Consider the following 24264-nt stretch of genomic DNA (forward strand, 5'->3'; position numbering starts at 1 on the left):
GACCGCCACACCCGTGGCGCCCGCCGCGGCGCAACGCCCAGGCTAGTGACCTCCGTTCGCGAGGAGCAGGACACCGAAGTAGCGAACATGACAGGGCCGACTGGTACTTGAGGAGGAGACGTACCCGTCCTCAGGGGGTGCGATCTTCTTCGGGAGATCGTCTGTCACCGGTGGATTTCGGTGTTTGCGAGGACGAACAGGGCCCGCAGGAGGGTGGTGGCGTGCCGGGCGTTCATGCGGATCTTGGTCAGGAAGCGCCAGGACTTCAGGTTCGCGAAGCCGTGCTCGACGGCGGCACGTTCGCGGTTGAGCAGGCGATTCGCTCCCTTCTCCGCGTCGGTGAGGCGGTGCGGGTGCCCTACACAGATGGCTGGTGATCTTGTTGTGGCGGGCCGCGGTGATCTCGCTGGAGCGGCCGGGCTTGGCCGGGGAGATCCAGATCAGGTTGCCCTTCTCTTCGGTCAGCGCGGGAGACAGCAGGCCATGGGCTTTGTGCTTCCTGGAGAAGTTCTTCCGGTTGTCCGTCCCGGCGCAATGGCCCGTACGGATGAGGGTGCCGTCCAGCAGGACCACGACTCCGCCGCTGCGGGCGATCTTCTTCAGTGCCCGGTCCAGTCGCGGGGCCCGGACAGCCAGGAGCTCGATCGTTTCCTTCACGCAGCGACGCACGGCGGAGGCGGAGATGTGGTTGCCGCCGGCCATGTCGACCAGGCGCTGGTCGTGGCGGAGTACGGCGAGCACGACAACTGCTTGGGCGCCCGGGGTGAGCTTGCGCCATCGGGTGCCCAGCTGGTTGCGTCGGCGGCGTATCAGGCCGGCCCGATGAGATTGATGGTCCACTTCGATAGCGGGAGACGGACCTGGTAGCAACACGCCTTCGGCGGGCTGGTTTTTCGTCACCGATTCACCAACTCCCGCCGAAGGCAGTCTTGTTACGGACGGAATCAGCCGGTCCGCCACTGCCCTGACCGGTCAGCGCGTCAGATAGCGTCCCGCGCCGGTCCGCGAGATCCAGCCTCGGTCGGCGAGTTTGTGCAGCTGCCCGCGAACAGGCTCCACCTTCGCCGGTGTCGTCTGCCTGCCCAGCGCGCCCCCGACGTCCTTGGCCATCGCCAGAGCGTCCGAACTGGTCACGATCTCCATGATCCGCCGGTATTCCGGGGTGAGGACCTCCACCCCCCATGCCCTCGACACGGTCCGGCACCAGCCGCATCCCATCCGCACCCGGACCAGCCACCACCGGCTCCGGCTCCGGCGTGAGCGCGGATCCGGAACCGATTCGGGGAAGGGACGCAGGTCAGCGATCCGGTCCGCATCCAGCGGCCCCGGCTTCTCCAGCACGGCAGGGACGGGGGAAGACGCAACAGCAGGCACAGAACGTCCTCGTGATCATCTGGCTTCGACACCACAATGATCACGAACCCCGTGCCTGCTCCGCTATGCGCCCCAATCGGCTGATCGCCAACCCTCCACGCAATCACGGAACTTGGCGGAGCCCTGTCTCGACGACCCCCGCGCCCTGATCGCAGTGTCCGCCGCTTCCAACCGGTCCAAGGCAGACCAGGCCCCCTCCACCTGGCTCCCGCCGTATGCCGGCTACCGCCTCACTATCGACCCTGCGGAGCAGACCGCCCTCGCCCAGCGCCTCGCCGCATGTCCCGACCAGCCCATCACCGTCACCCTCACCCGCTCAACACGGGACTGGCCCGTCACCGCGGGGAGAGCGGCGCACGCACCGGCCAAGCCGTCATACACGGCGAAGACCACCTCGTAAGCAGTACTCAAGTAGTAATCCCCGCGGCCCAATTCACTTCTGAGGTACTGGGGGCGCCGGGACAGCCACTTCTAGCATTCGAGCAATGCTCAAGACCGATGGATCGAGCTCGGGGAACGCGGAGGGCGTACCTTCCCGAGTGATCGACTGATGGTCATCGAGTAGGCCGGTGTTCGCTGCACCGGTCGGGAAGGCACGCGTGTTCAGCGTAGTCAACGACGACGGCACCACGCCGAACGGCTCCCTGATCGACGCGATCGTCCGTGAAGGCGCCAGGCGGATGCTCGCCGCCGCACTGGAGGCCGAAGTCAACGCCTATATAGCCGAGTTGGCACAAGAGCGGGATGAGACGGGCCGGCGCCTGGTCGTCCGTGACGGCTACCCCCAGCCGAGGAAGGTCACCACCGCGGCCGGGGTGGTCGAGGTGCAGGCACCGCGCGTCAACGACAAGCGCGTCGACGAGGCCACGGGCGAGCGCAAGCGGTTTTCGTCGGCGAGCCTGCCGCCCTGGTGCCGCGAGTCTTCGAAGATCAGCGAGGTGCTGCCCCTGCTCTGCCTGCACGGCCTGTCCTCGGGGGACTTCGTGCCCGCGCTGGAGCAGTTGCTGGGCAGCTCGGCCGGGCTCTCCCCGGCGACCATCACCCGGCTCACCCGGCAATGGCAGGCCGGCCACGCCGCCTTCATGGACCGCGACCTCGCGGACGTCGGCTACGTATACGTGTGGGCCGACGGCATCCACCTCAACGTCCGCCTGGAGGGAGCCAAGGCGTGTGTGCTCGTGCTGATCGGCGTGCGCGTGGACGGCAGCAAGGAACCGGTCGCACTCAAGGACGGCTACCGCGAGTCTGCCGAGTCGTGGGCGGACATGATGCGGGACTGCGCACGTCGCGGCATGCGTGCTCCCGTCCTCGCGGTCGACGACGGGGCACTCGGCTTCTGGAAGGCCCTCGCGGAGGCCTTCCCCGAAACCAGCGGGCAGCGGTGCTGGGTCCATAAAACCGCGAATGTGCTCGATTCCATGCCGAAGTCGGTCACTCAACTCCGTCATCGCTGGCCTCACCCAACCGTGGAACTCCGGCGTCGTCGAGGGCCATGTCAACCGGATCAAGATGGTCAAGCGCCAGATGTTCGGCCGCGCAAGATTCGAACTCTTTACCAAAAGGGTCCTGTTGGCCTGACCGAGCGTCACCGCGCCACAGGAAGCGGACCAGAGCCCGCGCTCATGCACGTAGCCAACCGGCACAGGACGTCTTCCGAGGAGCCGCCGGACCGGCCGAAAAGCCCCGACCCCACAAACAGTCGAAAATTGCAGAAGGCCCTCGAAGTACCAACCGGTACATGCCAGGATGCCCGCGCCAGAGGGAACAGACGTCGGTGGCCCGAACGGCTGCAAAACCGAGCAACCGCGAACTCGAACAGCTACGCATTCGGCACGAGAAGACACAGGACATGACCACCCCTGCCTCCCCCTCCCTGCTCGTCGTCGACGACGAACACGGCGTCCGCGAGATGCTCACCATGGCCCTGGAGTTCGTGGGCTTCGACGTGAAGAGCGCGGCCACGGGCCGTCAGGCACTGGAGCGCGTCATCCGGTATGTGCCCGATCTGGTGCTGCTGGACATCAATCTGCCCGACCTCGACGGGTACGAGGTGTGCCGGCTGATGCGTGAGCGTGGCATGGCCATGCCGGTGCTGTTCCTCAGCGCCCGCTCGGAACTCGACGACCGGGTGCGCGGACTCGATCTCGGCGGCGACGACTTCGTCACCAAGCCCTTCGAACTGAAGGAGGTGGCGGCCCGCGTCCGGGCGCTACTGCGGCGCTACGGTGCCGACGGGCGGCCCGGGGCAGGAGGCCGGCTCACCGTCGGGGATCTACGACTCGACCCCGACAACCACCAGGTGTTGGCCGCCGGGGTGCCCGTGCAGCTGACCACCACCGAGTTCACCCTGCTGCGGTACATGATGGAGAACCCCGGGCGGGTGCTGACCCGCGCGCAGATCCAGGAGCAGGTCTGGAACCACCGTGCCGGCGGGTCCGGACTTGTCGACACCTACATCTACTACCTGCGGTGCAAGCTGGGGCACCGGCAGCCGTCGCCGATCCGCACCGTCCGCGGGGTGGGCTATCTGCTGTGCGCCGACTGACCCGCGTCGTCGCATACGGTCTGGCCGCCGCACTTTCCGCGCTGGGCGGCGCCACACTCCTGGCGGCCTGGCTGTTCCGTGAGCACCTCGGCGAGCGGGCCGTCGGCCGTCTGATCCGGTTCGAGGCGGCTCTCGGGGCGATCCTGCTGGTGGCCGTCGTGGCCGGAGCGTGGCTGCTGTGCCGCCGGGAGGCGCGGGACCGGCAGGAGTGGGAGCGGCGGTTGTGGGAGTTCCAGGCCACCGCCGGGCACGAGCTGCGCAACCAGCTCACCGTCATCTCCGGTTACACCCAGGTCGCCCGCGCCGGGAGAGAGGAGGAGACGCAGCGGCGTGTGCGCGGTACCGCGCTGGAGCGGGCGTCGGCCGAGATTCAGCGGATGGCCTCGCTCATCGACGAACTGTGCCTGCTGTCCCGGCTAGACCTTGGCCAGCCCCTGCGCAAGCAGCGGATCGATCTGGCCGAGCTATGCCGGGACGCGCACGCTGTGGCGCGCGACTGCCACCCGGAGCATCCGGTGCGGCTGTTCATCGCGCCCGGTGAACACACGGTCCGGGGCGATCCCGGGCAGCTCCACCAGGTCGTCGCCAATCTGCTGGTCAACGCCCGCGTGCACACGCCGCCCGGTACGACGACGAAGCTGGGGTTAGGCACTGAGGACGGGTACCGGGTCATCGAGATCGTGGACGACGGGCCGGGGGTGCCGCCTGAGCTGCGGGAGAGGATCTTCGAACGGTTCGTCAGGGGCGAGGACGCCACGGCGGTCGGCAGCGGGCTGGGCCTCGGCATCGTCGCGGCCATCGCCGCCGCGCACGGGGGCACGGTGAGCCTTGAGCCGCACGGACCGGGCGCACAGGGTGCCTGGTTCCGGGTGCGGCTTCCGGTGGAGGGGCCTCCCCCAAGGAAGGGCAGTTAGCGTTATCGCAGGTCACGCAAGTGATCCTGGGGACGCTGCTGTTGCGGCGTAGAGGCCGGGGCCGAGTTTGTGGATGAGGCCGCTGGCGGCCCATCGATTCAGTTGTCTGTACATGGCTTCCAGGGTGACATCGCCGAAGTGCGCGGCGATCTCAGGGGGTTGCCACAGACGTGTGGAGTCTTCCCGGAGCAGGGCCAGAATGCAGTGTCGGCGCCGTGCGGAAGGGCTGGCGTGTCGGTCGTCCGGGGAGGCCGTGGGCAGCGCGGGCTGATCCACGGGTTCGATGACGGTGACGTTCGAAGCGAGTGACGTTGTGGCTTGTGCCGGGCCGGCCGTCGGCGTGGCGCTCGCTGTAGCGGGACATCGGTGACTTGACCTTGCGGGTGCTGACCCGGTGCCGGCGGGTCGGGAACAGACCGGTCAGGATCCGACGACCGATCATCCCGAGGAGAGTGTCCCGATCGGTGTCCGCGCTGACGATACCGTTGGCCTGGATCACCTGGTCGCGGGCCGTGTGGAGCGTGATGCTGAAAAGGTCCGGGTCGGTGCCGGGGAGCGACTCGGCGGCGTCGGCCATCACGGTGCGCAGGGCCTGGTAGAGCGTGAGCAGGGACCACATCACATCTCCTGCTCGATCCCTGCCGGGTCACCCGAGCATAGGTTGCGGCCGTTCATGATGGTGTGGCGGAGCGCGTAGTACGCCGATTCGTATTCCCACCGCTGGTGATAGAAGCCCACCAGCGCGGTGGCGGGGTAACGGCGGGCGTCGGTCAGGGTCGTGACCAGTCGGTAGGACCCGGTGAAGGATGTGCCGTCCGTGACAGTCACGGCGATCTGTGCATCGATGATCCGCACTTTCACCTCCTGGCGTCGTCGGCCGGGCCAGCACCTCGAACAACGCCCGCACCGGCGCGCTGCCGATCCGCCGGCGCAGGTCACGCAACGCCTTCGCCGACGGACAGACCACCGGCATCCCGGACAGACCTGCGGTCAACTTGTCCCAGACGAGGCGATAGCCGACCTCGGGGAACAGGCACATCGCCAGCAGGAAGTAGACCCCGACCCGCGACGGAAGATCACGCAGCCGCTGCTGCACCGTCCTCGTCTCCGCAAGGACCGCGTCCACCAGCTCAAACGGCACGAGTGCTGTCAGCTCCCCCGGATACCCAGGAGCGAACCGGCCTCCGGCCACGGTGACCGTTCGGGTGATGGCTGTCAGCGCAGACGGCAGGACGCAATGACGGGGCAACGGAGCTCCTACGGGACAAGCTGTCCTGGTCGACTGCCTGTACCAACGAGCTCCGTTGCTCTGCGTCGGGAATCCTTCAACTCACTTGCGTGACCTGCGATTACGCTAACTACCCGGCCTTGGGGGAAGGCCCGGACTCCTGATGCCGTCATGCCGCCATGTCCTGACGTCGTGTGGAAGTCTGATCCGATTCTGTCGTCTCTCTGAGCGCATCGTGACCTTCGGCTGGTCCAATCTGGCCCATGGCCGGAAGATTCCAGCTTCACGTTCAGGGGGTTCAGTGACCACTCGCTCCACGATCAAGCGCGCAGGTATCGCTACTGTGCTGAGTTTCGCCGCCGTGATGGTGTCCGTCACGCCGGCGAGCGCCGCGGACAACATCCGCGGACAAGAACCGTTCAACACCGACACTGTGCTGTTGAACCTGTGCAACGGGCCCACCGGTGAGCAGTTGAAGCTCATCAACGTCAAAACCGGCGAAGTCAGGGTGGGGACGAGCCTGCAGGACATCAGGGGCGATTGGGAGCAGGTCCGGGGCTGGTGCTCCTACCCCGAGTACGCGAGCTGGACCTGGACCGGCGGCGAAACGCGGGTCAGCGACACCATCGTCAACTGCAGCAGGGGATCCACGCTGCGGCAGGACATCACCTCCAGCGGCAGCACGACCAGCACCACGACCAACAGCGTCACCGTCTCGATCGGTGTCAACTGGAGCGTCCTCAAGGACGTCCTGTCGGTTCAGGCGGGCGCCGAGTACTCCCACTCTTGGTCGTACGCGAAGGAGCAGGGCTGGTCGAAGACGAGCAGCCTCACCGTTTCGCCGCGCCGGGTGGGCTGGATGGTGCAGCGCCCGGAGATGCGCAAGGTGCGCAGCGTCCCGATCTTCCACGTCACGTCATACACCTGGAACGAGGGGGGCTTGCGAAACAGGAGCGTCGACACCTGGCGTGGCCGCGGCCCCCGGGACATCTACTCCGCAGGCGCCTACTACGAGGCGACGGCCAATGTGACCGACAGCGCCGGCAAGCCGATCGGCCAGATCGTGGCGCGTGATCGCGCGGTAAAGAGCGGCGACCGCTGCTGAGCCGGAAGGCGCCGGGCCCAGCGAAGGCTCATGAGGTCTCCTGGATCCCAGACTCCTGGATCTCGAACCAGATGCTCTTGCCCTCGCCCCTCGGCGCCACCCCCGCGCGTCCGCCGACAGTCCGATCAACATCAGCCCGCGCCCCGACCACGCCAGCTCGCTGGGGCGGCGCTTGTGCGGCAGGTCGTCACCGGTGTCGGTGACCTCGACGCGCATGCTCCGCGCGTCCGGGGCCTCCCTCACCTCGGCGACCAGCAGCGCGTCCGGGTCGGTGTGCACCAAGGCGTTGGTCAGCATCTCGGACCAGCAGCACCGCCGAGTCGCGCTGATCCTCCGACGCCCAGTCCTGCAGCAGCTTCCGCAGCTGCTGCCTGCCCTCGGCGATCCGCTCCGGCTCGGCCTGCGCGATCATCAGCATAGTGCGGCGTACCGTCGGCCGGACGGGGGCGACGTCGATGCCATAGCCCGGCGCCCGGACTTCGACCAGCTCCTCCAGATCACCCTCGTGGGACTCCAGAAGCGCTCGGATGCGCCGCCAGCCGGTGTCCAGGCTGTGCCCGCCGGTCTCCAGCAGCCCGTCGGTGCACAGCATCATCGCCTCGCCGGGCTCCCGCAACAGCCTGGTGGTGGGGTAGTCCGAGACCGGGTCGATGCCCAACGGCAGCCCGTCCGCCGTGGCCCGCAGGATGACCGTGCCGTCCGCCATCCGGATCACCCGGTCCAGGTGACTGGCCCGGACGGCCTCCGGCACCCCCGTGACCGGGTGGACCTCGACATACAGACAGGTCGTGAAGCGAACGAGGAGAACTCGTCGAACGTCCCGAAGCTCACGCAGCCTGAACTACCTCACGATCCACAGGATTTGACTATCCTCCTCGATCCGCGCCCACAACTCATCCGACACGATCCACGGAAGCTGCTCTCCCCTCCTCATGTGAAGGCTAACGTGTCATCAGGAATCAGTATTCCAAGGTAAGAAGCGCCATTCTGTTGCGAGTTCTTACCCCTGACCGGGGGCCGCCGACGGCCCGAGGCCCTCGGCACATCCCCTGACCCCGTTGCGAAAGTCGATCGGGGAGCGGCCCGTGCGTTGCATGAAGTACTTGCTGAACTGGGAGGGCGTGACGAAGCCGAGGCGGTCCGAGATCTGGGCGGCGGTCTCGTCGCCGTGTGCCAGCAGGCGCTTCGCCTCCAGCACGACCCGGCGGTCGACGAACTCCTTCGCGCTGAGCCCGGCGCCCGCCAGGGTCGCCCGGGCGAGGGTGCGCCCCGAATAGCCGAGCATGCGGGCGTAGTCCTCCACCCGTCGAGTGGTGGTGAAGTGCCGTTCGACCGCGTCACGGAACCGCAGGTAGGTCTCGTCCGGCTCCGGAGCGGGGCTGCCGACCGGGACGGTGAGATGGGCCAGCCGCAGCAGAAGGACGGCGAGGAGGTGACGCAGGGCTGCGGTGTGCACTTCAAGGGGCAGGTGACCGAGCGCCTGGAACTCGCGGCTCAGGTGTTCCGCGGCCATGGTCACCGCCTCGGCGTCGGCGGCGACGGGGGTGATGGCGACCGGTGCGTGCGGGTCGTCGACCCGTGCGGCCGTCGCCGTGGCCGGGTCCAGCACATCCTGCTGGAAGAGGATCAGGGTGCCCTCTGCCTTGGTGAGGTCGCCCCACTGATGCACCTGGCCCGGGCGCACCCACAGCCAGGAGCCCGGCCGCAGGGTGTAGCCGTTGAAATCGACGATGTGCCAGAGATCGCCCGCGGTGAGGGTGAGTAGGTGATGGAAGTCGGGGCGCTGGGGTCGCACGAGGGTACGCTCGCAGACGCGCCGCCGTAGCTCGGCCAGCGACATGACCTCGACGCCGGCGGGAGTGCCCGCGGGCGCGGCAAACGCGACCTCGGGGATCTCCCGCAGGGATCCTTGTCGGGTTTTGGCCATCATGAGTCGGAAGTTTATCCGGCTTCCCCTGTTCGCTCTTCGTACGTTGGTCATGCCACTGCGGAAACGGAACATCTCCCTGGCGGAAACCGGAAAGGACAGCACATGGCGACGACTGGAGAGAGGGTCGGGCTGACGTACGTCTTCGACGCCTACTGCGCTTGGTGTCACGGATTCGCCCCGTCCCTGCGGGCCTTCGCCGAAGCCCGTGCCGACCACGTCGACCTGCGCGTCCTGTCGGCCGGGCTGTATACGGGGGCACGTGCGCTGCCTGTTTCGGCCCACCCCGGCCTGGTGCGCGAGAGCGTCCGCATCGCGGAACTGACCGGCGCCCACTTCGGCGCGGGACACCGGCGGACAGTGGCCGAAGGCAGCACGGTGATGGACTCGACCGACGCGGCAACCGGGCTGGAGGCCCTGCTGGCCCAGCCCGGAGTGGACACTCTACGGACGCTCGAAGCGATGCAGCACGCCTGGTTCGTCGATGGCCTGAGCCTGTCGGACCCGGCGACCTACCGAGTGCTCGCCGACGAACTGGGACTGAGCCCCCTTGCCGTGGCCTGCTCCTACGCCGCGCCCGTCACACGCGCGCGAGCAAGGGCCGGACTGCGCGCCGTCCGCCGCCTGAGTGTGGAGAGCTACCCAGCCCTGTTGATCGCCACCGCCGGCGGAAACCACCACCGGCTGGGCGGACCGCTGACCCGTGTCGAGGAACTGACCACGGCCTTCGACAAGTACATGCACCGAGTGTCCGCGCCACTGGAAGGAACTTGCACGTCGTGAGCACCCTGCACAACGTTCCCGTCTCGACCGCATCGGCCCGCGAGACCATCCGCGACTGGCTTGAAGAAACCGACCGGGTCCTGATCGCGGCCGGCGCAGGTCTGAGCGCGGCCGCCGGCTACGACTACGGCGACACCGAACGCTTCAGGGAACTGCTGCCAGCGCTGTACCGCCTCGGCCTGCGCTCGCGCTACCTGCTCGGCGCACCCCTGCCGAAGGACATGATGTGGGGCTACTGGGCCGTCCACATCGACGACATCCGCTACAGCCCCGGCCCCAATGCCCTCTACCGCAAACTGAGAGAGCTGGTCGGCGAGCGCGACCACTGGGTGATGACGTCCAACGTCGACGCCCTCTTCGCCCGCAACGGCTTCGACGCGGACCGTGTCTTCACCCCGCAGGGAGACTACGGCCGCCTCCAGTGCACGGTCCCCTGCACGCAGGAGACCTGGCCCACCAGAGGGTTCCTCGACACGATCCTCGCCACATACGACCGCGACACCGGCCGGGTGACCGACCCAGCGGCCCTGCCGCGCTGCCCCAACTGCGGCGCCGACGTGTTCCCCAATGTCCGCGTCGGTCCGGAGTTCATCGACGACGTCTATCTGCCCGCCGGGCAGCGGCTGGCCCGGTGGCTCGACGACGCGCCCACGGACAGCGCCTTGCTCGTGCTGGAAATCGGGGCCGGTTTCAATACCCCCGGCGTGATCCGCCGGCCCGTGGAGAACCTGGTGCGCCAGACCCCTGGGGCCCGCCTCGTCCGGATCAATCCCGCCCATCCCGACGTCCCCTCGGACCTCGGGATACGAGCTCTGTCCGTTCCCCACGGAGCGGACCTGCTCCTCGACAGACTCCATCCCTGACGTCCGGAGGCAGCACGCCTCCGTCACCACACAGGAAGAGAGATCACGACATGTCCCAGGCATCCGAGGCATCCGTCCCCACGACCGTCGTCACCGGCTCCACCGGCCGACTCGGCGGGCGCGTCGCCCGGCGACTGGCCGAACGAGGCGTCCCGCAGAAACTCCTGGCCCGCAATCCCGCACGCGCACCACGGCTTCCCGACTCGGTGGCGGTGCGCGGCGACTACTCCGACCAGGACGCCGTGCGGGAGGCCCTCGCCGGCACCCGCACCGTCTTCATGGTCTCCGCCTCCGAGAGCTCCGACCGGCTCGCCCAGCACAAGACGTTCATTGATGCCGTCGCGCAGGCGGGTGTCCGGCACCTGGTGTACGTCTCCTTCTACGGCGCGGCACCCGACGCCACCTTCACCCTGGCCCGCGACCACTTCCACACCGAGCAGCACATCCGCGCGAGCGGACTTGCGTACACCTTCCTCCGGGACAACTTCTACGCGGAGTTCGTCCCCGACCTCGTCGGCGAGGACGGCATCATCCGCGGCCCGGCCGGGCACGGACGCGCCGCGTTCGTCGGCCAGGAGGACATCGCCGACGCCGCCGCCGCGGTGCTGTCCCGGCCCGACGACCACGCAGGCGTGGCATACGACCTGACCGGGCCCGAGTCCCTCACCCTGGACGAAGCGGCCTCGATCCTGTCCGAGCAGCTCCGACGCACCGTCACCTACCAGCAGGAGACGGTCGAGGAGGCCTACGCATCCCGCGCCTCCTACGGCGCCCTGCCATGGCAGCTGGACGCCTGGGTGTCCACCTACACGGCCATCGCGTCCGGCGAACTCGACGGTGTCAGCGACGCCGTACTCCGCCTCACCGGCCACCCCGCCACGCCCCTCGCCGACGTCATCCGCGCGACAGGGGGCTGACCACACCGCCGTCGGCACCGCCCCGGCCCGCCGCGGGGTCGTCCTCTTGTGGTAGTCATGCCGACGCTCGGCGCGGAACTCCCCGATCACCTGGTCTGCCACGGCTGCCGGCTCCAGACCGCGGGTACCCATCCAGTGGCTCAAGTGGGCCGTGAGCTGTATCGGTTCACAAGCCGACTCGGGGGTGTAGCCCTGGCGAAGCACCGTGGTGCACACGCCGGCCGCGTACAGAGCCGGCGGCCCGGTCACCACCGCTCGCAACGCATCACTCTCATACATGACCGCCCTACCAACCGGGCTTCCACCAGTCAGGCAGGCCGAGCGGCCGAACGCGACCAGGTGACGCAGGCGGTGGCCGGTCAGTCCGGGACGACGCGAACGGTGGTGGTCATGGTCCGGGTGTGGTCGACGATGCGTGTCTCGCCCCCGATCTCCACTTCCACGGCTTGGCCGGGGTCGTCCGCCGACTGTGCGACGGTCAGCACGACCCGGCCCGGCTCGACGCGACGGCGCAGGTCCCGCCCCGTAAAGCTGGTCATGTCCGTGTGGACCTGGAACTCCACGGTGCGGGTCTCACCGGCGGCCAGTTCGACACGGGTGAAGCCGATGAGCTGGCGTACGGGGCGGGTGACCGAGGCGACCGGATCCGTGAGGTAGAGCTGGGGCACCGACGTGCCCGCGCGGTCACCGGTGTTGGAAACCGTGGTCCTCACGGTGATCGTCGCGTCGACCGCGACGGCCGATTCCTCGGCGTGCGCGTCCCCGATGTCGAAGGTCGTGTACGACAGGCCGTGCCCGAACGGGAACGCGGGAGTGGGGTCGAGGTTGCTCACGCCTTCGCTCTTGAGGGCGAGCGGGGGCGCCAGATAGGTGCCCGGCTGGCCTGCCATGTCACCCGGAATCTGGACGGGCAGGCGCCCGGAGGGAGCGACTCGCCCGGACAGGACACCGGCGATGGCCGCCGAGCCCTCCTCACCTGGGAAGAACACCTGCAAGGTGGCCGTGGCTCGCCGAGCGTGTCGGCCGATCGCGTACGGTCGGCCCGATACGACGACGAGGACGGTCCGGTCCGCCGCGTCGAGCACTGCCTCCACCAGATCCTCCTGCACGCCGGGGAGCGTCAGCGCGCCGACGTCACAGCCTTCGCCGGACGTCCCCTCACCGAACATCCCGGAGCGGTCACCGACAACGAGGATCGTCAGGTCGGCCGCCGCGGCCGCCGCCACGGCCGCCTCGATACCGCTGGGGTCGTCCCCGGTGACGGGGCAGCCGGCCTCGTGACGCACCGAGGCGTCGGGGAACTCCTGCCGGACGGCCTCGAGGATCGTCGGGGCCTCGACACCCCGGGGGATCTCAGGGTGGTGAGGCAGAACGTGGTTGGGGAAGGAGTAGCAGCCGAACAGGCAGCGGGCCTCGTCGGCTGCGGGGCCGATCACGGCGATGGACCGCGGGGAGGCAAGCGGCAGGAGGGCCGAGGAGTTTTCGAGCAGGACGACGGATTCGTCGGCCAGGGCGCGGGCGATGGAGCGGTTGCGCGGCGAGTCGAAGTCCGCGGGGGCCGTGTACTGCCCGGGGTGCCAGTCCGGGTCGAGCAGACCGCGTTCCGCCTTCTGCGTCAGGACCCGCAGTACTGCCTGGTCGAGCACTTCGGTGGTCACGTGGCCGTCCCGCAGCGACTCCCTCAGGTGTTCGCCGTATCCCGAGGTGTGCGGCAGTTCGACGTCGATCCCCGCGTGCAGCGCCGACCGGCCGGCATCGGCGATGTCGGCGGCCACGTGGTGCATGGAGGCGAGGAAGGCGATGGCCCAGTAGTCGGACACCACGGTGCCCTCGAAGCCCCAGCGATCACGCAGAAGCCCGGTGAGCAGTGCCTCGTTCGCGCCGCAGGGGACTCCGTCGATGTCGTTGTAGGCGTTCATCACCGAGCCGGCACCTCCGCTGACCACGGCCTTCTCGAACGGTACGAGGATCATGTCGGCGAATTCGCGCGGACCGAGGGCGGCGGGGGCGTGGTTGCGGGCGGCACGGGAGGCGGAGTAGCCGGCGAAGTGCTTCAACGTCGCGTCGACACCGGACGACTGGAGGCCCCGCACATAGGCCAGGCCCAGCTCGGATACCAGGTAGGGGTCCTCGCCAAGGGTCTCCTCCACCCGGCCCCAGCGGTAGTCGCGTACCACGTCCAGGACGGGGGCGAGGCCCTGATGGACGCCGACGGCCGCCATGTCCGCGCCGATGGCCGCCGCCATGCGCTGGACGAGGCCGGGGTTCCACGAGGCCGCCCAGGCGAGAGGGGTGGGATAGACCGTGGCCTGCCAGGTGGTGAATCCCGTGAGGCATTCCTCGTGGGCGATGGCCGGAATACCGAATCGGTTCGCAGCCGTCACCCGCTCCTGGAACTCCGCCAGACGCTCACGGCCCGTCTCCGGGTCGACCGGGGCCGTGCCGAACACCCGGGTCAGGTGCCCGAGGCCGTCGACGATCGCTTCGTCGAAGCTCTGGAGCGCGCGGAAGGCGTCCTGCATCGGAGCCACGTCCCCGGATGAAGGACTGAAGCCCGGCCAGGTGCTGCCGAGCTGCGCGATCTTCTCGGCCTGGGTCATGGCGTTGAGCAGGGCGCGGGCGCGATCGGACGCCGGCAGGGCGGGATCGTTCCAAGGCCCGGCCGTCGCCGGGTGCTCGTCGCTGGTCGTCAAGGGATGATCCGTTTCTGTGTTCGGGTGCCGCGAACGGCGTGGTGCGGAGAGGTGCGGTGCCTCGTCGGCGCTGGTGAGGCAGCGGGAGTCTCCGCTCGAAGCTGATCGTGTGCTGCTGCTCCTGGCCAGCGTGACCCGGCCACGGCCGCAGGGCCGTCCGTAAGGTCACCACGGGCAGCCTCACCTGGGGCTCCGCAATGGACGACGCATCCCACCTGATCACGGAAGAGAAACCAGACGGACCTGGCGCAGTCGGACGGTGGCTGCGGGGCCGACGGGTTCGAAACGGATCTCGAGGGGGTCGGCGGGGCCTTCCATCTGGAGGGGGAGCACGTGGGTCATCTCCTCGTTCCGGGAGGCGGGCGGCAGCGTGAGGACGCCGAGCGGGTTTCCGTTGACGAGCACGCGGGTGGGGCCACCGTTTTCGTCGGCGAGGTAGATCACGTGAAGGGCGGTGGCGGCGTGGTCCGGGTCTGTCAGGCGGTAGGACCACCATCCGGTGGCGGCCCGCCACCTTCGTCCGTCGGTGAGGCCCGACCACGTGTCCCGCCCAGCGAAAAGGTGGTCGCTTTCGGGCTGTTGTTCGCCGGCGGCAACGGCGTCGACGGTCCGATCGTGCAGCGTGAGCGCCGCCTCGTCGGCCGCGCGCAGTTGCGCCCGACGCTGGTGGAGCCGCTCCGGTTCGGCCAGAGGGAAGTAGAGGGTGTAGCGGGATTCATGGATGCCGGCGAACGGGACGAGGACGACGGGCTCACCCGGTCGCGCGTCCACGTGATCCAGGGCGAACGCCAGCCGGCCGGGGGCGAGTCGGCGCACGCCGGACGCCGCGTCGGAGGAACTGCGGGCGAGCACGACGGGCAGGTGTTCCAGGGGGCGCAGCGGGCCGCGGGCGACGTGTCCCATGCGGGAGTCGTCGGCGAAAAGCCCTACGAGGTCGTTACGGTCGCCCTCGGCCGCGAGGACGGTGGGCCCGTAGCGGAATGACACCCACGGTGAGTGGTCGGGGAGCAGCTCGGCGGTGATACGCGGGTGAAGGCGCATGGTGATGGTGTCCCCTTTGCGCCACTGCCGCTCGAAGCGCACGTATGTCAGGGGCTGCCCGTCTGTTCCGCGGTGCGTCGTGAGCGGGGCCGAGTTGCCCTCGGGCGGTACGCCGTTGACATGGACGTGTGGCGTGCCCTCGTGCCAGCTGGGGACGCGGAGGTGGATCGCCACAGGGGTGGCGGGAGCGCAGCGTACGACGAGTCTGACCTCGTCGTCGTAGGGGGCCGTCGTGGTCTGCTCCAGCACCAGGTCGAGTTCGGGCCGGCTCAGCCGGGAGGCGATGAAGAGGTTGACGAACAGGTCGTCGCCCTCGGCGGTGTACACCAGCTCGCCGTACTTGGCGTGGTTCTCCAGTCCGGTGCCGACACAGCACCAGAAGCAGTTCTGGGGCGTCGACATGACGCGGTAGTGGCCCGGCCGCACCGGCGTGAAGTACACCATCCCGCCGTTCGGATGCAGGGACGACAGGATGTGGTTGACCGTCGCGCGCTCGTAGTGGTCGAGCACCTCTGCGTCCGGCCGTTCGAGGAACAGCGCTCGGCTCAGCTTGAGCATGTTGTAGGTGTTGCAGGTCTCGGGTCCCTCGGGCGACTCCAGCGCGGAGCCGAAGTCGTCGCGCGGATGCAGGTGCTCGCGCACGGAGTTGCCGCCGAAGGAGACCGTCCGGTGCCGGGTCATGGTCTGCCAGAAGAACCGGGCGGCGTCCCGCAGGCCGGGATCGCGGGCGACCTCGCCGAGCCGCTGGTAGCCGACGACCTTGGCGATCTGGGTGTTGGCGTGCATCCCGTCGAGGACGTCGCGGTGCTCGCGCAGGGGGCGGAGCAGGGACTGGTCGAGGAAGCGCCGTGCCAGGGCGGCGTACCGGTCCTGGCCCGTGACCTCGGCGAGGTCCGCGAGAACCTCGCACATACCGCCGAACTCCGTGCGGAGCATGGCTTCGTGGGTGTCGTCGTCCATCCCCGCAGCCGCCTGGTCCCACCAGTCGGCCAGCCGTCGGACGGCGGTCAGCGCCAGGTCCGAACCGGCGTGCCGATAGGCGTCCAGCAGGCCGGCGAAGAGCTTGTGCAGGTTGTACCACGGGACCCAGGCACCACCCAGCTCGAACGAGTCCCGCTCCACCTGCCCCGCGGCCACCCGCCGCCACAGCCGTACGCCGCCGGGGATGCCCCCGACATAGCCGGTGCCCAGGGCGTCCTGGCACTCGACGACGCCCTGGACCAGCCGCTCGACCATGGCTCTTGGCCGGGGATCGTCCGTCACCCCGCTCATGAGAGCAGCACCCGACAGCGCGTGCCCGACGGTGTGGCCGTCGAGACCGGAGCTCTCCCAGTTGCCGTAGGACTCGGCTACCGCCGGGAGGCCGACCTCGCGCCGCAAGGGAGCGAGGAGCCGGTCGGCGTCCAGAGACAGCAGGTAGTCGAGGGCGGTGGCCTGCGCGTCCAGGAACGGGCCGGGAAGAAGGCGTACCGCGCTGCGGGGGACTGACTGCACGACTGCTTGTTTCCTTCGTTCGAACACTTCGGCCCGGCGGGAGCGGACCACACGGATGACGTATGGACCTGGTGCGGACCAGATCAAAAATCGCTTTCCTGTCGGGGGCGCGGCGAGTGCATCGCTCTGCTGTCCTTTGTGCAAGGGCACGACACCGGTCGCCGAGGAGGGCGGGATGGGTGAGGTGTCCGTGCAGAAGAGGTCGGCCCCCTCGCGGACAAAGACGGGAACGCGCTCCAGCGAGGCCTCGACGTCGAGCGTCGTACCGCCCTCGACCACGCGTCTGGTGACCGGGTCGCGCCGGCGCGCGCCGGACGGCGGTTACACCGGGCGGGTCCGCGCGCCGCCTCGTACACGGGCACCACCAGCGCGGTGGGGCCGAGCAGGAACTGGTCGTGCACGCCCCATGCGTGCTCGTCGTCGGGGAAGTCGAAGAACAGCGGGCGCATCGGCAGGACACCCGTGCGGTGGGCCTCCTCGGACAGTCGCGTCAGGTACGGGCACAGGCGCTCGCGCAGCAGCAGGTGGTCCCGGCGGATGTCGTACGCCGCTTCCCCGAACGACCGGACCTCGTTCGGGCCGCCGGTCGCCTCCGTGCAGAAGTCGGGGTCATGCGGCAGACGGTTCCCGTGCAGCCGCATGACGGGGCTGAAGGTGCCGTACGGGCCTCGGCGGTCGACCGCACCGGCCACTGTGTCCTGTCGTACGACTGCCGGCGGATCTGTGTACGGCACGGCCTCTGCCTTGGCGGGCGGCTGATTCACCACGATGAGAGCCCCGTCGGAAGGTGCGTCTGCAGGACGGAGGCGTGTCGCATGCCCGTCGGAAGGGCGAGGGAGACGGGCTCCCACTCCACGCCGTCCTTGCTGCGGACGACTGCGTACTTCCCCTCGAGGTACTGGTCGAAGATCATGACCCACTCGTCTCCGCGGCGGAAGAACGACGGCCCTTCCACGAGTGAGGGGGTGACCGGCCCCGTACGGGAGGTGTACGGGCCACCGGGAGTATCGAACGTGGTCACTTGGATGTCCTTGTGGGCGGTGGCGGGGTCGTTGGTGCCGCGTTCGTCCTTGAAGGCCATGAGGAACCCGCCGTCGTCCAGCTCGTGCACGGTGGCGTCGATGACCGAGTGACCCGGGTCGAAGAAGACGGCCGGGTCCGAGAACGTTGTGAAGTCCTCGGTGGTGCAGTGCCAGATGCGGTGGTCTTGGGTGACGTGCTCGAAGTCGCGGCCCTCGGCGGTGCTCCCTGCCTCGACGACCGACGACCAGATGAGGTGGTACAGCCCGGTCGCCCGGTCCAGGAAGAACTCCGGAGCCCAGGCGTTGTGGACCCCCTCCACGCCGGCCATGACCGGGACGAGTCGCTGCTCGGACCAGGTCAGAAGGTCCGTCGAGGTGGCGTGGACGATGCAGGGACTCGTCCAGCCGTCGGTGGCCAGCAGATGGAAAAGGCCGTCGGGTCCCACCCCGATGAACGGATCCCGCAGCCGGCCGGTGCCGACCGTGCCCCGCAGGACGGGCCGGCCGCCGTTCACCGTCTCGAACTGCTCCCCGTCATGGCTGTAGGCCAGGTGCAGTGCCTCGTCGGCGCTGGTGAAGTAGGAGACCACGTACATCGGTGGGACGGTCCTTCCGGAACGTTCGGGCGGGGGGACACCCGCGGACGATGGGGGGGTCGTCGTGTGCCTGAGCCGGGAGGCCGGGCGGACACGCTCGCACGCTGAGTGAGCGCGCCGACAGGCACATGCGGGGACGACCGGAACAGGGGATGGGGATCGGACGGGGGGTGGAGCATGAGGCGTCGGCATGCCGGTCGCCGGCCGTGACCGCTGTTCTCAGGGAGTCACGGGGCATGGCCTCAGGCTGACGGCCGGATAGGAAGTCATGACTTGACCGCCCCGGCCGACACGCCTGCTACCACCTGGCGCTGGAAGAAGAGGAAGATGACCAGCAGTGGCAGCACTCCGAGCAGGGCGGCCGGGAAGAGCGTGGTCGGCTGCACGGTGTGCGGGTCGATGAAGGAGTAGGCGTTCACCATGACCGTCCGCTTGCCGGGGTCCTGCAGGAACACCAGCGGAACCAGCAGGTCGTTCCAGATCTGAAGGGAGATGAAGGTGAGCAGGGTGCTGGTGACCGGCCGGAGCAGGGGCAGGATGATCGTGAAGAAGGTGCGCAGTGCGCCGCAGCCGTCGAGCGCGGCCGCCTCCTCCAGGTCGCCCGGGATCGAGCGGATGAAGCTGGTGTAGAAGAACACGGCGACCGGGAGGTTCAGGGCCGTGTAGATGAACACCACGCCCGTGTACGTGTCCAGCAGGTTGAGGTCGCGCATCAGCAGGTACAGCGGCGCCACGACGACGAACACCGGAACGGACGTACCGAGGATGAACAGCCGGTACACGGCCGTGGACCAGTGCTGGGTGATCCGGGCCAGCGGATAGGCGGCGAGCGAGCCGACCACGGTGACGGCCACGCAAGACAGCCCGGTGACGAGCAGGGTGTTGAGGGTGCTGGGGCCGTAGTGGATCTGGCTGAAGGCGTCCGCGAAGTTCTTCAGGGTCAGTGAGTGCGGGATGCCCAGCGGGGAGCGGGCCACGTCCGCCGCGGTGCGCAGCGAGGTGACGACCGTGAACAGGAACGGCAGGACGAACACCACGCTGCCCAGGCAGAGCAGGACGGTGCCGAGGCCACCGGCCAGGCGGCCCAGCGGGGTACGCGGCGCTCCGGACGGTGTCGTACGGGGGCGGGGTGAGGGACGATCCGGGGCCCTCCGGGCGTGCGAGGGGGGCCGGGTTCGGGTCGAGGGCGCGGAGATGTCTGAAGTCATGGTGGCGATCCGTCAGTTTCTGGGAACAACCCCGTCAGATACGTCGCTCGCGGAGCCGGAGCAGGGAGGATGTGGCGCTGGAGAGGACGACCACGGTCACGAGGAGCACGACCGACAGCGCGACGCCGTAGGCGAACTTCCCGCCGCCGAAGACGTTGCGGTACACCAGCACTGTCAGCGTCTCCGTTGCGCCGGCCGGGCCGCCGTTGGTCAGCACGAGCGGGAACTCGAAGACCTTCAGCGAGCCGATGAGGCTGAGGGTCACGTTGACGGTGAGCGCGGGGGCGAGCAGCGGCCACTCCACACTCCAAAAGCGCCGCCAGCCGCGCGCTCCGTCGAGGGAGGCCGCCTCCAGCAGTTCGGCCGGCAGGTTCATGTAGCCGGCGAGGAAGATCGCGCAGGAGTAGCCGGTGAACATCCAGATGTTGACGGCGGCCACCGCATACAGCGCGGTGGATGTGTCGCCGAGCCACACATGGGTGAGGCTGTGGAGGCCGAACAGGTCGAGGAGCACGTTGATTCCGCCGCTCGGGGCGAACAGGTACGACCAGATGAAGGCGGCCATCACCGGTGAGATCAGCGTCGGCGTCAACAGCACGACGTTGAGCACCTTGCGGACGCGGGGGCGGCGGAACAGCATGCTCGCGAAGAGCAGCCCGAGGCCGTTCTGCACGACCACGACCACCGCGGCGTACAGCACGGTGTGCCACAGGGCTGCGGTGACGGCCGGGTCGTCGGCCATGGCGCGGTACTGCTGTGTGCCGACGAAGTTCGCGACCGGGCCGCCGAGGCTGTCGGTCATGCTCAGATAGATCCCCCGGGCCAGCGGATACAGCATGAACACGCCGTACACGGTGATCGCCGGGAGCAGGAATGCGGCCATGGTGGCGCGCCGTCGGTGGAACACGGGGATCCTCCTCTTGCCCGATGGGCCGTGGCGAGGGGCGTCAGGAGCCGTCACGCGCGCCCCTCACCACGGCAGTCCCGGGGCGGGTGGGTTACTTGGCGGACGCCGCGGTCTGGATGTCCTTCAGGGTCTGCGCGGCGGACGCCTTGCCCAGCAGGTACGCCTGGATCTTGGAACCGGTCGCGGTCTCGGCCGCGCCGCCGTACCAGGTGTTGGACGGGAGGATCCGGTAACGGCCTTCCTTGAAGGCCGTGGTGAAGGCCGTCGTCTCGTTGCTCTCCGGGGTCGTGCCACCGGTGAACGGCGACTCCGCGTGCTCGGCTTGCAGGAACTTGGCCAGGTTCTCGTTCTGCGACCAGAACTTGACGTACTCGCGTGCCGCCTCGGCCTGCCTGGACTGGGAGTTGACCGCCCACATCGTGCCGGAGAAGAGCATTCCGTTGGGCTTGGTACCGGCTGCGCCGCCCGGCCACGGTGCGAAGGAGACCGGGAAGCCGGCCTCCGCGACGTTGGAGACCTGCCACGCGCCCTGGTACCAGAAGGCACTCTTGCCGGCGCTGAAGTCCTGCGGGCCCTGCGCCCACTCGTCGACGCCGAGCTCGTTCTTCCAGTTGACGTACCCCTCGTCCTCAAGGGTCTTCAACTGCTCCAGCGGCGCCTTCCAGTCCGGGTCGAAGGAGGCTTTGCCGCCCAGGAAGTCGGCGTCCCACTGCTTGTTCTTCTGGTAGACGAGAGTCGATCCGCTGGCCTGGAAGACGGACTCACCGGTCCAGCCGGACTTGTCGGGCAGCGCGATGGGGTTGATGCCGGCCTTCTTGACCTTGGCGAGGACCTTCAGGAACGTCGGCCAGTCGGCGGGGACCTCCGTGACGCCGGCCTTCTTCAGCACGTCCATGTTGGCGTACAGACCGATGCCGATCAGCTCCATCGGCATGGCGAGCGTCTTGCCGTCCGCCTGCGCGAACGGCTTGGCGTCAGGGGCGATGCGGCTCGCCCAGGCCTCCCCGGACAGGTCGGCGAGGTAGCCGGAGGCGCCCCACTTCTTCGTCTTGTCCGCGTCGACCATGATGACGTCGCCGGCTTTGCCGCCCAGCAGTTCGGGCTGCAGCTTCTGCGTGTATGTGGGGTCGGCGGTGATGTACTCGAAGTCGACCTTGATCTTCGGGTGCGCCTTCTCGAACGCCTTGTTGATCTCTGCCACGTTCGCCGGTTCCGCGCCGCCGCCCTTCCATGCCTCCACATGGATGGTCACCGTGCCGTCACTGGAGGCACCTGACGACTCGCCTCCACACGCGGCCAGCGACATCGCCATGGCGGCGACCGTGATGGCGGCCGCGAGAGATCTCCCGGAAGGCTTCATTGCACACCTCACCCATCGTCGGTACGGGGACCGACTCGTCATGATCTGAAGGATTTGAACCGGTCAGTCTGCTTCCGTGTGGGTACAGTGCTGACGCGTATGGAAAGGGCCGTGTCGGCCCGAATCGCGGCGAACGTTACCTGCCGATGGCGGGGACTGTAACGCAAAACTTACGAGACATCTATACGTAACTTTCCGCGGCCGTCCGAGTGGCCACGATTACCAAGTCCCCCTGCGTAGACCGAGCCTCATTGACGCTGTCGAAGCCTTATCGCTACACTTTTCCGCGAGCCTTCAACGCGGGTGCAGACCCGACAACGGTCGACGGGCAGAAGGAGTTGCTCTGGTGGCAGGGCGGGTGACCATCGCACAGGTGGCCGAGGAGGCCGGCGTCTCCCCGATGACCGTGTCCAACGTCATGAACAGCAAGCCGGGGGCCTCTGAGGAGACCCGCCGCCGTGTCATGGAGGTGGCCGGGCGGCTCGGATACCGGCCGAACGTCGCCGCCCGCAGTCTCAAGGCCGGCCGCAGCGGCCTCGTCGGTCTCATCGCACTGGACCTGACCAGCCAGTACGGACTGGAGATCCTGCGCGGCGTCGCCGACGAACTGGCCAGCGCCGAGCAGGAACTGCTCGTCAACGCCACCTACCACGACGCAGTACGTGAGAAGGATCGCGTCGAGTTCCTGGGACGTGGCCTCGTCGACGGGGTGCTCATGATCGCGCCGGTCCTGGAGGACGAGACGATCGAGTTGCTGCGACGGCAGAACGTCCCGTGCGTCATCATCGATCCGCGACGCCTGGACGTACCGCTGCCCCGTCTGAGCGCCGACAACTATCACGGCATGCGCCTGGGTACGCAGCACCTGATCGACCTGGGGCACACCCGGATCGCCTACCTGAGGGGCCTGGACGAACTCGAGAGCACGTCCATCCGCTTCCAGGGATTCCAGGACGCGATGCGGCTCGCCGGGCTGGACGTCGACGAACGGCTTGTCGCGTCATGTGACTTCTCCTATGCCAGCGGATTCCGCGCCGCCGCGCGCCTGATCGACGACCACCATCCGACGGCGCTCGTCGGCGGCGCCGATCTGTTGGCGCTCGGCGCCATCGACGCCGCCCGGGCACGCGGCCTCGACGTGCCCGCCGACTTCTCGGTCGTCGGCTTCGACGACCTCCCGCAGGCCGCGCAAAGGTTCCCTGGCCTGACCACCGTGCGTCAGCCGCTGCACGACATGGGGCAGAAGGCGGCCCGCGCTCTGCTGTCCCTCATCGAGGGCCAGAAGTTGCTCATGGAGTACATGGAGGTGGGCACCGAACTCGTGGTGCGCAACTCCACCGCCCCGCCCCCGCATCCGGCAGGGGCAGGTCGTGACGCTGCGATGCCACACCAACTCGCCGCAGACCAGGCCAGGCGTGACGCCGGGGCGTGAAGGACATCCGCAAGCGAGCGGCCCGCTTGGGTCAGCTCGGTAAACAGGCCCGACCATGCACCGTGGCTTCTGCCGCACTGCGGGACCCACCTGGTCTCCGTCGCCGAGGGCCGGGAAATGATCATGGTGACGACCTTCATCTTACCGAGTGATGCGGCCTCGCTTGGGCTGCCGCGTCGGAAGCCGAAGAAGCCCGGACCCGCGCCGCTGGCGGACAAGCGTGATCAATACCTTCGCCTCTTGGCGCAAGGGATGAGCAACTCGGCCGCATGCCGAGAGGTGGGAATCAACCGCAAGACCGGGAACCGGTGGAGGTACGGAAGGAAGGTCGTCGACCGGGCCGGCAACGTGCGCGTCTACCTGCCGATCACCGAGGTGCGGGAGCCCGACGCGGTCTCCGAGCGGTTCCTGTCGGAGAACGAGCGGATCGTGATCACCAACCTGCTCCGTGCCGGGCACTCCCTGCGCGCCATCGTCCGGGAACTCACCCGGGAGGGCCACGATCAGCCGGGAAGTGCGCCGTAACCGCGACCCGCGCACTGGCAAGTACCACCTTTTCCAGGCCCAGCGGCGGGCATCCGTGCGACGCGCCCGCTCCAAGGAGGGGAAGATATGGCGCGATCCGGAGCTGAAGGAGTTCATCCAGCAGCGCCTGGACCGGCGTTGGAGCCCGGAGCAGATCTGCCATGCCCTGCGCGCCGCCTTCCCGGACGAACCCGACCGTCACCTGGCGCACGAGACCATCTACCAGGCCCGTCTACCTGCCGCACCGCGGCGGCCTGGAGCGCACGGCTGGCACCCTGCGCACCGGCCGTCCCGCGCGTCGGCGTCGTCGCGCGCTGCTCAGCGCGCCAC

General features: G+C 68.5%; 21 protein-coding genes and 3 pseudogenes. 10 read left to right on the top strand and 14 right to left on the bottom strand.

The window, feature by feature from the left end; translation table 11 throughout:
• Nucleotides 1-42 precede the first annotated feature (42 nt).
• Both ACIBTS_RS24030 and ACIBTS_RS24035 read right to left on the bottom strand, forming a co-directional pair.
• Entirely contained in the window at nt 43-900 is an 858-nt protein-coding gene (locus ACIBTS_RS24030; protein ID WP_399322001.1) for a hypothetical protein, read from the bottom strand.
• A 72-nt stretch (nt 901-972) separates the two neighbouring features.
• Entirely contained in the window at nt 973-1194 is a 222-nt protein-coding gene (locus ACIBTS_RS24035; protein ID WP_399322002.1) for a hypothetical protein, read from the bottom strand.
• A 292-nt stretch (nt 1195-1486) separates the two neighbouring features.
• On the opposite strand from ACIBTS_RS24035, the gene ACIBTS_RS24040 reads away from it, so the two are divergent.
• From ACIBTS_RS24040 to ACIBTS_RS24055, 4 genes and pseudogenes are all read left to right on the top strand, one after another.
• Nucleotides 1487-1774 (top strand): hypothetical protein, encoded by a 288-nt coding sequence (locus ACIBTS_RS24040; protein WP_399322004.1) that lies wholly within the window; start codon nt 1487-1489, stop codon nt 1772-1774.
• A gap of 199 nt (nt 1775-1973) precedes the next feature.
• A pseudogene (locus tag ACIBTS_RS24045) lies at nt 1974-2804 on the top strand (IS256 family transposase); the annotation flags it as partial.
• 419 nt (nt 2805-3223) lie between these two features.
• A complete protein-coding gene (locus ACIBTS_RS24050; protein WP_399322006.1) occupies nt 3224-3919 on the top strand; it encodes a response regulator transcription factor in 696 nt (231 codons plus the stop codon).
• Nucleotides 3907-4833 carry a sensor histidine kinase gene (locus ACIBTS_RS24055; protein ID WP_399322007.1) on the top strand — a complete coding sequence of 309 codons (927 nt, stop codon included), beginning with the start codon at nt 3907-3909 and terminating at the stop codon, nt 4831-4833. Before ACIBTS_RS24050 ends, ACIBTS_RS24055 begins: the two co-directional genes overlap by 13 nt.
• 151 nt (nt 4834-4984) lie before the next feature.
• Here the strand turns inward: ACIBTS_RS24055 and ACIBTS_RS24060 are convergent, their stop codons facing one another.
• From ACIBTS_RS24060 to ACIBTS_RS24070, 3 genes and pseudogenes are all read right to left on the bottom strand, one after another.
• Nucleotides 4985-5452, bottom strand: coding sequence for a hypothetical protein (locus tag ACIBTS_RS24060; protein ID WP_399322009.1), 468 nt, complete (start codon nt 5450-5452; stop codon nt 4985-4987).
• Complete coding sequence (locus tag ACIBTS_RS24065) at nt 5452-5688, bottom strand: hypothetical protein (protein ID WP_399322274.1); 237 nt, start codon at nt 5686-5688, stop codon at nt 5452-5454. The genes ACIBTS_RS24060 and ACIBTS_RS24065 overlap by 1 nt, the downstream gene beginning before the upstream one ends.
• Nucleotides 5689-5782: 94 nt before the next feature.
• Nucleotides 5783-6025, bottom strand: a pseudogene (locus ACIBTS_RS24070) (transposase domain-containing protein); the annotation flags it as partial.
• A 337-nt stretch (nt 6026-6362) separates the two neighbouring features.
• On the opposite strand from ACIBTS_RS24070, the gene ACIBTS_RS24075 reads away from it, so the two are divergent.
• The gene (locus ACIBTS_RS24075) at nt 6363-7166 is read left to right on the top strand and encodes a hypothetical protein (RefSeq protein ID WP_399322010.1); all 804 of its coding nucleotides are present in this window, start codon (nt 6363-6365) and stop codon (nt 7164-7166) included.
• Between the two features lie 28 nt (nt 7167-7194).
• On the opposite strand, the pseudogene ACIBTS_RS24080 reads toward ACIBTS_RS24075, so the two are convergent.
• Both ACIBTS_RS24080 and ACIBTS_RS24085 read right to left on the bottom strand, forming a co-directional pair.
• A pseudogene (locus tag ACIBTS_RS24080) lies at nt 7195-7965 on the bottom strand (SpoIIE family protein phosphatase); the annotation flags it as partial.
• A gap of 201 nt (nt 7966-8166) precedes the next feature.
• Complete coding sequence (locus ACIBTS_RS24085) at nt 8167-9096, bottom strand: helix-turn-helix domain-containing protein (protein ID WP_399322011.1); 930 nt, start codon at nt 9094-9096, stop codon at nt 8167-8169.
• A gap of 102 nt (nt 9097-9198) precedes the next feature.
• Here ACIBTS_RS24085 and ACIBTS_RS24090 point away from each other — a divergent pair, with 102 nt between their 5' ends.
• Genes ACIBTS_RS24090 through ACIBTS_RS24100 form a run of 3 tightly spaced genes read left to right on the top strand, consistent with a single transcriptional unit; the run spans nt 9199 to nt 11656 of the window.
• Nucleotides 9199-9876, top strand: coding sequence for a DsbA family protein (locus tag ACIBTS_RS24090; protein WP_399322012.1), 678 nt, complete (start codon nt 9199-9201; stop codon nt 9874-9876).
• The gene (locus tag ACIBTS_RS24095) at nt 9873-10739 is read left to right on the top strand and encodes an NAD-dependent protein deacetylase of SIR2 family (protein WP_399322013.1); all 867 of its coding nucleotides are present in this window, start codon (nt 9873-9875) and stop codon (nt 10737-10739) included. The genes ACIBTS_RS24090 and ACIBTS_RS24095 overlap by 4 nt, the downstream gene beginning before the upstream one ends.
• Before the next feature lie 50 nt (nt 10740-10789).
• Complete coding sequence (locus ACIBTS_RS24100; protein WP_399322015.1) at nt 10790-11656, top strand: SDR family oxidoreductase; 867 nt, start codon at nt 10790-10792, stop codon at nt 11654-11656.
• A 359-nt stretch (nt 11657-12015) separates the two neighbouring features.
• On the opposite strand, the gene ACIBTS_RS24105 is transcribed toward ACIBTS_RS24100, so the two are convergent.
• The 7 genes from ACIBTS_RS24105 to ACIBTS_RS24135 form a co-directional block, all read right to left on the bottom strand.
• Nucleotides 12016-14349 (bottom strand): glycoside hydrolase family 3 N-terminal domain-containing protein, encoded by a 2334-nt coding sequence (locus tag ACIBTS_RS24105; protein ID WP_399322016.1) that lies wholly within the window; start codon nt 14347-14349, stop codon nt 12016-12018.
• A gap of 219 nt (nt 14350-14568) precedes the next feature.
• Nucleotides 14569-16884: a beta-L-arabinofuranosidase domain-containing protein gene (locus ACIBTS_RS24110; protein ID WP_399322018.1), complete on the bottom strand. Its 2316-nt coding sequence runs from the start codon at nt 16882-16884 to the stop codon at nt 14569-14571.
• Between the two features lie 83 nt (nt 16885-16967).
• A complete protein-coding gene (locus ACIBTS_RS24115; protein ID WP_399322271.1) occupies nt 16968-17525 on the bottom strand; it encodes a hypothetical protein in 558 nt (185 codons plus the stop codon).
• A gap of 119 nt (nt 17526-17644) precedes the next feature.
• Nucleotides 17645-18502, bottom strand: coding sequence for a glycoside hydrolase family 43 protein (locus tag ACIBTS_RS24120; RefSeq protein ID WP_399322020.1), 858 nt, complete (start codon nt 18500-18502; stop codon nt 17645-17647).
• A gap of 266 nt (nt 18503-18768) precedes the next feature.
• Complete coding sequence (locus ACIBTS_RS24125; protein ID WP_399322021.1) at nt 18769-19710, bottom strand: carbohydrate ABC transporter permease; 942 nt, start codon at nt 19708-19710, stop codon at nt 18769-18771.
• A gap of 34 nt (nt 19711-19744) precedes the next feature.
• On the bottom strand, nt 19745-20617 hold the full coding sequence (locus ACIBTS_RS24130) for a carbohydrate ABC transporter permease (protein ID WP_399322023.1): 873 nt from the start codon (nt 20615-20617) through the stop codon (nt 19745-19747).
• A gap of 91 nt (nt 20618-20708) precedes the next feature.
• Nucleotides 20709-21977 (bottom strand): ABC transporter substrate-binding protein, encoded by a 1269-nt coding sequence (locus tag ACIBTS_RS24135; RefSeq protein WP_399322024.1) that lies wholly within the window; start codon nt 21975-21977, stop codon nt 20709-20711.
• Between the two features lie 346 nt (nt 21978-22323).
• Here ACIBTS_RS24135 and ACIBTS_RS24140 point away from each other — a divergent pair, with 346 nt between their 5' ends.
• Together ACIBTS_RS24140 and ACIBTS_RS24145 are read left to right on the top strand one after the other, a co-directional pair.
• Nucleotides 22324-23409: a LacI family DNA-binding transcriptional regulator gene (locus ACIBTS_RS24140; protein WP_399322025.1), complete on the top strand. Its 1086-nt coding sequence runs from the start codon at nt 22324-22326 to the stop codon at nt 23407-23409.
• 123 nt (nt 23410-23532) lie between these two features.
• On the top strand, nt 23533-23934 hold the full coding sequence (locus tag ACIBTS_RS24145) for a hypothetical protein (protein ID WP_399322027.1): 402 nt from the start codon (nt 23533-23535) through the stop codon (nt 23932-23934).
• The last annotated feature ends 330 nt before the right edge of the window (nt 23935-24264 follow it).

This window comes from Streptomyces sp. NPDC050121 (genome assembly GCF_044460385.1).
GTDB lineage: Bacteria > Actinomycetota > Actinomycetes > Streptomycetales > Streptomycetaceae > Streptomyces > Streptomyces soliscabiei.

Excerpts from the sequence above, each read along its gene's own strand:
- ACIBTS_RS24125 (WP_399322021.1), bottom strand. The coding sequence starts at position 19,710 with ATGACTTCAGACATCTCCGCGCCCTCGACCCGAACCCGGCCCCCCTCG.
- ACIBTS_RS24100 (WP_399322015.1), top strand. The coding sequence starts at position 10,790 with ATGTCCCAGGCATCCGAGGCATCCGTCCCCACGACCGTCGTCACCGGC.
- ACIBTS_RS24090 (WP_399322012.1), top strand. The coding sequence starts at position 9,199 with ATGGCGACGACTGGAGAGAGGGTCGGGCTGACGTACGTCTTCGACGCC.
- ACIBTS_RS24120 (WP_399322020.1), bottom strand. The coding sequence starts at position 18,502 with ATGTACGTGGTCTCCTACTTCACCAGCGCCGACGAGGCACTGCACCTG.
- ACIBTS_RS24060 (WP_399322009.1), bottom strand. The coding sequence starts at position 5,452 with ATGTGGTCCCTGCTCACGCTCTACCAGGCCCTGCGCACCGTGATGGCC.
- ACIBTS_RS24135 (WP_399322024.1), bottom strand. The coding sequence starts at position 21,977 with ATGAAGCCTTCCGGGAGATCTCTCGCGGCCGCCATCACGGTCGCCGCC.
- ACIBTS_RS24050 (WP_399322006.1), top strand. The coding sequence starts at position 3,224 with ATGACCACCCCTGCCTCCCCCTCCCTGCTCGTCGTCGACGACGAACAC.
- ACIBTS_RS24115 (WP_399322271.1), bottom strand. The coding sequence starts at position 17,525 with ATGCGGCTGCACGGGAACCGTCTGCCGCATGACCCCGACTTCTGCACG.
- ACIBTS_RS24145 (WP_399322027.1), top strand. The coding sequence starts at position 23,533 with ATGGTGACGACCTTCATCTTACCGAGTGATGCGGCCTCGCTTGGGCTG.
- ACIBTS_RS24085 (WP_399322011.1), bottom strand. The coding sequence starts at position 9,096 with ATGATGGCCAAAACCCGACAAGGATCCCTGCGGGAGATCCCCGAGGTC.